This window comes from Paludibaculum fermentans, from assembly GCF_051172195.1.
GTDB lineage: Bacteria > Acidobacteriota > Terriglobia > Bryobacterales > Bryobacteraceae > Paludibaculum > Paludibaculum fermentans_A.
In genome coordinates this window covers 1-7,156 of sequence record NZ_JBPJAQ010000009.1, presented here as the reverse complement: position 1 = coordinate 7,156, position 7,156 = coordinate 1, and the positions used below count along the sequence as shown (strand labels likewise).

The window sequence follows — 7,156 nt, the reverse complement described above, 5'->3', positions numbered from 1 at the left end:
TCCGGTGTTGATCGAGCACGCGCTGCTGTCCAGAGCGTTCGAGGCGGCGCCCGGTGACACCGGCCCCAGGAAGAACCCGACGTCGCTCGAGTACATCCACAGCCCGTTGCCCCCGCGGTCATAGTGCAGGAAGCAGAAGGGCTGCCCGCCCCCATTGGCTGCCGCGGCGATCAGGAACTGCACCCAGCCGAATGCGCTGCCCGCAAACCCGGGCGGGTCCGGATACGTCAGCGTAAACGTGGGATTGGCCCCACTCCCGCTGGCCGGACTCACCAAGAGCGTGGAAAGTGGAGCGGCCGCTTGCGTCCAGGTGCCGCGCTGCACCGTCCCCGTGTCGAAGTCTGTGTCATCCATCGCCCGCAGGTAGACGTTGCGGGTAGCCGCGGACTTGAACACCACCGCCATATTCAGGGCGAGGATCGACCCACTGCCGGAAACGATCGATCCTGCGGTGTTCAGTGCGCAATGCGAGCCCTGCAGTTTGCTCGAGGCCACCCCGGGCGTCACCGGTCCCACGAAAAAGCCGAAGAGATCCGAGTACAGCCAGAACCCATTGCCCTGCACGTCATAATGCAGGAAACAGAAGGGCTGGCCGCCTCCATCCGCCGCCGTCGCAAAAAGCAACTGCACCCAGCGGAGCTTCTGGTACCCCTGCGCACCGCCATACACCGCCTGGAAGATCTGTTGCGCCCCGCTGCCAGACGAGGGTGTGACGCTGACTGCCGTCGTGCCGGTGATGTTCAACGGATCCCCTGCAATATTGTTTGTGCGATTCGGGTCGCCCCCGTTCATCACACTGACGACATTGCTAACCGTTGGAAGTGCCGCGGCCAGCACCGTGGCCTTCAGCACGATGATGCTGGACGCACCAGGGGCCAGGCCGGTGGAATTGTCGCAGGTGATCCACTGCCCGGCCGCGGAACAAGTCCAGCCGGATCCGGTGGCGCTGACATAGGCTAGGCCGGCTGGCAAGGTGTCTGTGACCCTTGTCAGTCCGTTGCTGGCCTGCTGGCCCACGTTTGTCACCGTGATGGTATACACCACTTGGCTGCCCACCAGTACGGACCCGCCGCCGGTCATTGACACCGTGAGATCCGCCCAACCAGTCGGCGATGTCGGCAATGTCGGCATGGTGCCATAGTAGTAGGCCATCACGCCGTCGCCAATCTGGCTGTACTCTTCTGAGCCCCACGCTAGGACAGTCCCGTCCGGCATCAGTGCCAGGCTATGCGATCCTCCGCCCGCGATCCCCGTCACGCCCGACAGCAGCGCCACCCGTACGGGCGTCGCGCGGCTCGTCGTTGTACCATCACCCAGTTGACCATTGCTGTTGTAGCCCCAAGCCCAGACTGTTCCGTCACCGCCCAAGGCCAGGCTATGTGCTCCTCCTCCCGAAATGGCCACAATCCCTGTGAGCCCGGACACCTTGACCGGCACGCTCTTTCCTGAGGTCGTCCCATCGCCCATTCCATATCCGTCATTCCAACCCCACACCCAAACGGTGCCGTCATTTCGCAGTGCCAGGCCATGCCGGTAACCGTTCGAGATCGCGGTAATCCCGGCAAGCCCGGTGACCTGAACGGGGTTCGCTCGCGGCGTAGTCGTTCCATCGCCCAACTGGTTCTTGGAGTTTTCACCCCAACTCCATACCGTGCCATCCTGCTTGAGCGCCAAGCTGAAATAGTCCCCGGCAGAGGCGGCGATGATTCCGGAAAGGCCTGTTACCTGAACTGGAGTGGAACGAGATACGGCCGTGCCATCGCCAAGTTCGCCGGAAGCATTGCTCCCCCAAGCCCAGACAGTTCCATCCTGCTTCACCGCCAGGCTGTGTGTATAGCCAGCGGCGACCAGGGAGACGCCCGTCAATCCGCTAATGGCGCCCGGAATGGAGCGATTGGCATTCGTGCCATTCCCGAGTTCACCATTCTGGTTGCCGCCCCAACTCCAGACGCTGCCATCCGTCTTCACGGCCAAACTGTGCTCAGCGCCGGAACTGATGGCGGAAACAGTGGACATCCAGGCAACCTGAACGGGAGTGCTCCGTTCACGGGTCGTTCCCTCACCCAACTGGCCCGAAGTGTTTCCGCCCCACGCCTTCAACGTCCCGCTCGACAGCAACGCGATCGTGGCATACTCTCTGGCCGACAATTTCATGACGCCGGTGAGGCCCGATACCTGCACCGGAAGCAGCTTGTTGCCAACCTGTCCGCTGCCGAACTGGCCAAATCGGTTGGCACCCCAGCCGAACATGCTGCCGTCGCTTCTCATCGCCAGGGCAAACACCGAGTTCGCTCCACCTCCGCAACCGAATGACACCGCGCCCTGTGACGCAATCACGAGCACCGGAACCTTGCTGGGCACGGAAAGCCCCCACCACCACACAGATGTATCCGGAAGCAGGGCGAAGCTGGTCTCTTCGGTGGCCATAATAGCCGCGACCCCTGACAGCGAAGTGATCTGCACCGGCATCAGGCGCGTCGTGGTAGTCGAGTCGCCCAATTCGCCGGAGGCGTTGTAGCCCCATGCCCAAACTGTCCCGTCCGACTTCAATACCAGGCTGTGCGCTAGGCCGGCCGCAACGGATAGCGCGCCGCTAACGCCAGTCACTTGCACCGGCGTCAGCCGCTGCGTCGTGGTCCCATCCCCCAATTGCCCGGCCTGATTCCCACCCCAGGCCCACACGGTGCCGTCTGCCCGGACGGCCAATACGTGGTACCGGCCAGCCTCCACCGCCACCGCCGCGGTAAGGCCGGAAACCTGCACGGGTGCATTACGGTTGGACATGCTCCCGTCGCCCAACTGCCCGTAGTTGTTCAATCCCCAGGTCCACACAGTTCCGTCACCCTTGACGGCCACGCTCAGCGCGCCCTTGGCGGCAATCGCCACGACGCCGGAAAGGCCGCTGACGGCCACTGGCTGATTTCGGTTGGCATTCGTGCCGTCACCGAGTTGACCGGAGGAATTGCTGCCCCACGCCCACACACTCCCGTCATTCCTCAGTGCCAGGCTGTGCATGCTACCCGCGGCAACAGCCTTGATGCCGGTCAGGCCGGTCACGGGAACCCACGCGCCGCGAGTGGCGTTGGTCCCATCGCCAAGCTGTCCAGAGGAATTCTGCCCAGACGCCCAAACCGTTCCATCCGGCTCCAGTCGGAGACTGTGGTAGTACCCGCCGGCGATAGCACCCCGGCTCGGATTAGTGAGCTTAGGCCCCACATCCGTCCAGACGATAGAGGAATTATTAGCGGTGTTGGTTTCTCCCGATACTTGGACAGAGGCCGTATTGGAGACCAGGGGATAAGCAGCTTGTCCCACACTCACTTGGAGAAAGACCTGGCTCGTGCTTCCGGCTCCAAGTGGACTCGTCATCGTGCAACTCACCGTCTGGCCAGTGGCCGAACACGACCATCCCGTGCCGCCGCCCCCCAGGTAAGTGACCCCCGCCGGCAACGTGTCAGATAGAGTAATCGGTCCGCTTGTGGCCGCCACCCCCTGATTCGCTACCGTCAGCGAATAACCGGCGCGGCTGCCCACTGTAAACATCACGCCTGCATTTGTGCTGATGCTCAAGTCAGGAGTAGCCACTGGACCGGATACCGGAACCACATGCATCAGGGTGTTGCCGTTCCCCAGTTCTCCGAACCCGGTATGCCCCCAGGCCCACACCGTTGTGTCAGACTTGCCTGCCAGCGAGAATTCGTCGCCCGCAGCTATGGATGTCACGCCCTGCAACCCCGGCACCTGGACCGGCGTATACCTGTCAGCCTGCGAACCATCCCCCAACTGCCCAAACTGATTCCTGCCCCATGCCCACAGGGATCCTTTGCTGTTCACCGCCAGGGAATGAAATTGCCCTGCCCGGATCTGCCAGACTTCCGCCAGCCCACTCACCTGCACCGGAGTGGTTCGCTGGATCGCGGTGCCATCGCCTAACTGGCCGTTGCCATTCAGGCCCCAAGCCCACACGGTACCGTCGCTCTTGAGCGCAAGGGCGTGATAGTCGCCCGCGGCAATTGCAGTCACACTCGTGAGTCCGCTCACCTGCACCGGACTCTCGCGTTGGGTGTTCGTCCCATCGCCCACCTGCCCCCATGCATTGTTACCCCATGCCCAAACGGTGCCGTCGGCCTTCAGGGCGAGACTGTACCGGTAACCAGCCGCCACCGCCGCCACCCCCGCCAGGCCGCTGAGCATCGTCGGCGTATATCGGTGAAGGGTCGTCCCATCTCCAATTTGGCCATAGTCGTTACATCCCCAGGCCCAAACCGTTCCATCAGACTTGGCCGCCAGGCTCTGGCAATATCCGGCCGCGATGGACACCATTCCTGATAGCCCAGCCACCTGCCCTGCCAGCGATCGTGAGGCAGCCGTTCCATCGCCCAGTTGCCCGGCCCAATTGGAACCCCAGGCCCAAACACTGCCGTCCGGTTTGCGCGCCAGGACGTGATACCCTCCGGCACTTACCGTGGCCACGCCGCTCAACCCGCTCACCGGCGCCGGCACCGCGCGCGCCACCGTTGTCCCGTCGCCGAGCTGCCCGCCCCAGTTGGTGCCCCAGGCCACAACAGTGCCATCGCTCTTGTGAGCCAAGCCGTAGGAGAGACCGGCGGAGACGCCCTTGATACCGGCAAGCCCCGGCACCGGCCACGGGCTCAGGCGCCCAGTCACGCTCCCCACGCCCAATTGCCCGGCGGAATCGTAGCCCCACCCCAGGTAGCTCCCGTCCGCTTTGAGCGCCAGGCCGATCGTGTCCCCGGCGGCGATCGCCACAATCCCTGACAGCCCGCTGATCTGGACTGGCACGTTTCTATCGGCGGTGTCCCCTGTGCCCAGTTGGCCGTAGTAGTTGTACCCCCACGCCCAAACCGTTCCATCACTTTTCAATCCGAGGCTGAAGTATTTACTGGCCGCCACCGCCTTCATCCCTGTCAGAATGTTTGTTTGCACGGGCGTACTTCTTGTCCCGGTTGTCCCGTCGCCTAACTGGCTATCCCAGTTGCCGCCCCAACCCCATACCACACCTGTCGTTTTTACCGCCAGATTGTGGTACGCGCCTGACCCAATGAAAGTCACCCCTGTGAGCCCGGATACCGGTCCAGGGAGGTTCCTGGGGGTCAACGTCCCGTCACCAAGCTGGCTCCAACTGTTCGCCCCCCAGGTCCAAACCGTCCCGTCCGCCTTCAGCGCCACACTGTGCGATTCTCCGGCCGACACAGCCACGACCGTTGACAGTCCCGCCACTTGCACAGGAGTGCTCCGGTTCACGGTCGTGCCGTCTCCCAGCTGACCGCTCGCATTGTTACCCCAAGCCCACACTGTCCCGTCATTCTTGACTGCGAGGCAGTGCCGTGCACCCGACCCGATCGCAATAACGCCTGTCAATCCGCTTACCTGGACAGGAGTGATCTGATGGTTGGTGGTCCCGTTCCCAAGCTCGCCATCGTAGTTGTAGCCCCACGCCCACACCGTCCCATCTCCCTTGAGTGCCACGTTGTGCAGGTCGCCCGCAGCCAGCGAGATGATGTTGCCCAAACCACTCACAGCCACAGGCAACGAGCTATCCGTTTGCTTTCCATCGCCCAATCGCCCGTAGGACCCTCCGCCCCACGCTGAGACGGTCCCGTCCGCGTTCAACCGGATGCTGTGGTCTCTACCTGCCGCAATCCACCCCATCCCGGCGGCTTGGCGCGGGCCGGCCGATTTCGACAAGGCAACCCTCCTGCTCCCGCTTTGCCCCGGCTTGGCGGACGCTCCTTCGCCTGGCTGCCCGGCACGTTGTTCACTCGCCGCACTCGCCCCGAAGTCGGAGGTTTCGATCCACCCCACCGCCCACCCAGCGGCCAAATCCATCACCCTGCCCTCAATTGATATCTCTTGCGGTGCGGAGCCGCTCTCCCTCAGCTCCAGCCCTTCCTCGCTCCAGGCAATCGCCCGATCCAGACCGCTCGCCCCGGGCCACATCACCAGGCCTCGCGGCCCGCGAGGTTGCCGCGGCACGATCTTCCCCCCACGAACGCAGATCTCTCCGGCTAGCCTCACGCCAGGCAATGTTACCGGACTCATCAGGGTCCCTTGCGGCTGAGCCGAGACCACCTCGCCCCAGTTGCCTCCGAATACAGCCACCGTGCCGTCCATTCTTAGTGCGGCGCTAAGCTTGTCCCCGGCAGCAATTGACTGAATGCCACCCAGTCCGGGCACTTGCTGCGGTCGAGCCTTCGCCAGCAGCGTCCCGTCGCCCAGCTGACCATCCAGGTTTGAGCCCCAGGCCCAGACGGTTCCATCCTTCTTCAGCGCCAATGAGTGCTGCGCACCGGCTGCCACCGCGACAATATCCGTCAGCCCCTGCACCTCCTGCCAGCCCGCGACACCCTCCGTATCACCAGTGCCCAATTGCCCGTCCGTGTTCGTGCCCCAAGCCCAGACACGTCCAGCTTCAGTCAGTACCAGTACATGCCCACCGTTCTCGGGCAGTCCAATGCGGACGGCGCCGGGAATCGACCCAATCTGCACCACTCCATACCCACCAGCTCCGCGACTCACTTTCTCCTCAAGGAGCAGAATTCGCCCTTGGCCTGGACCTGCGGCCCTCGCCTGATAGGCGCCGAAACTCGCCAGGAGGGCAGCTGACAGGGCAGCTCGCAACAGCGGAGTGGTCACTCGATGTACCAAGGGGAAACTCCTTCATCAGCCGGCAGGGTATGGGCATACAAATGGCCGGGCGGGGTCCTCGATACTTCGATCCAGCCGGCCTGTGCGAGCTTCGGAAGACGCTCGCGATCTGAATAAAATGATCTATTCAGATCTGTTTATATGCGTGACGAGTCAACACTAACATCAATCTGCTGCGCCGCAGAGAGTCCGGCGGACGGATAGCGCTAAAGCCGCCATCGGTGCGCTTCTTTTCGCTTCTCCATGGCCGTCTGTTGTGGCCTCGTTCGCGCCTTAACCGCCCAACTGGGTGAATCGAACTCTCCAGAGTCCCCTGCTGTAACGGAGGGCTCTTGGGGTAAGCGCCACCCGCTCCTGCCCTTTCGGCTTCGTGTTACTGCTGTGTAACGCAAGGCGAAGTGCGCTCACATCCGCGCTCCGGCTCCCGGCGGAATCCCCCTCATCGCCGGCGCTGTATGATCAGGGACGAAAGGACCCGCATGGCATA

At 63.2% G+C, this 7,156-nt stretch carries 1 protein-coding gene; it reads right to left on the bottom strand.

Annotation, left to right across the window (positions count from 1 at the left end):
* Nucleotides 1-6,540, bottom strand: a 6,540-nt coding sequence (locus ACR9Y2_RS40175; RefSeq protein ID WP_435047567.1) for a hypothetical protein, incomplete at its 3' end; no start/stop codon positions are given.
* Nucleotides 6,541-7,156 lie beyond the last annotated feature (616 nt).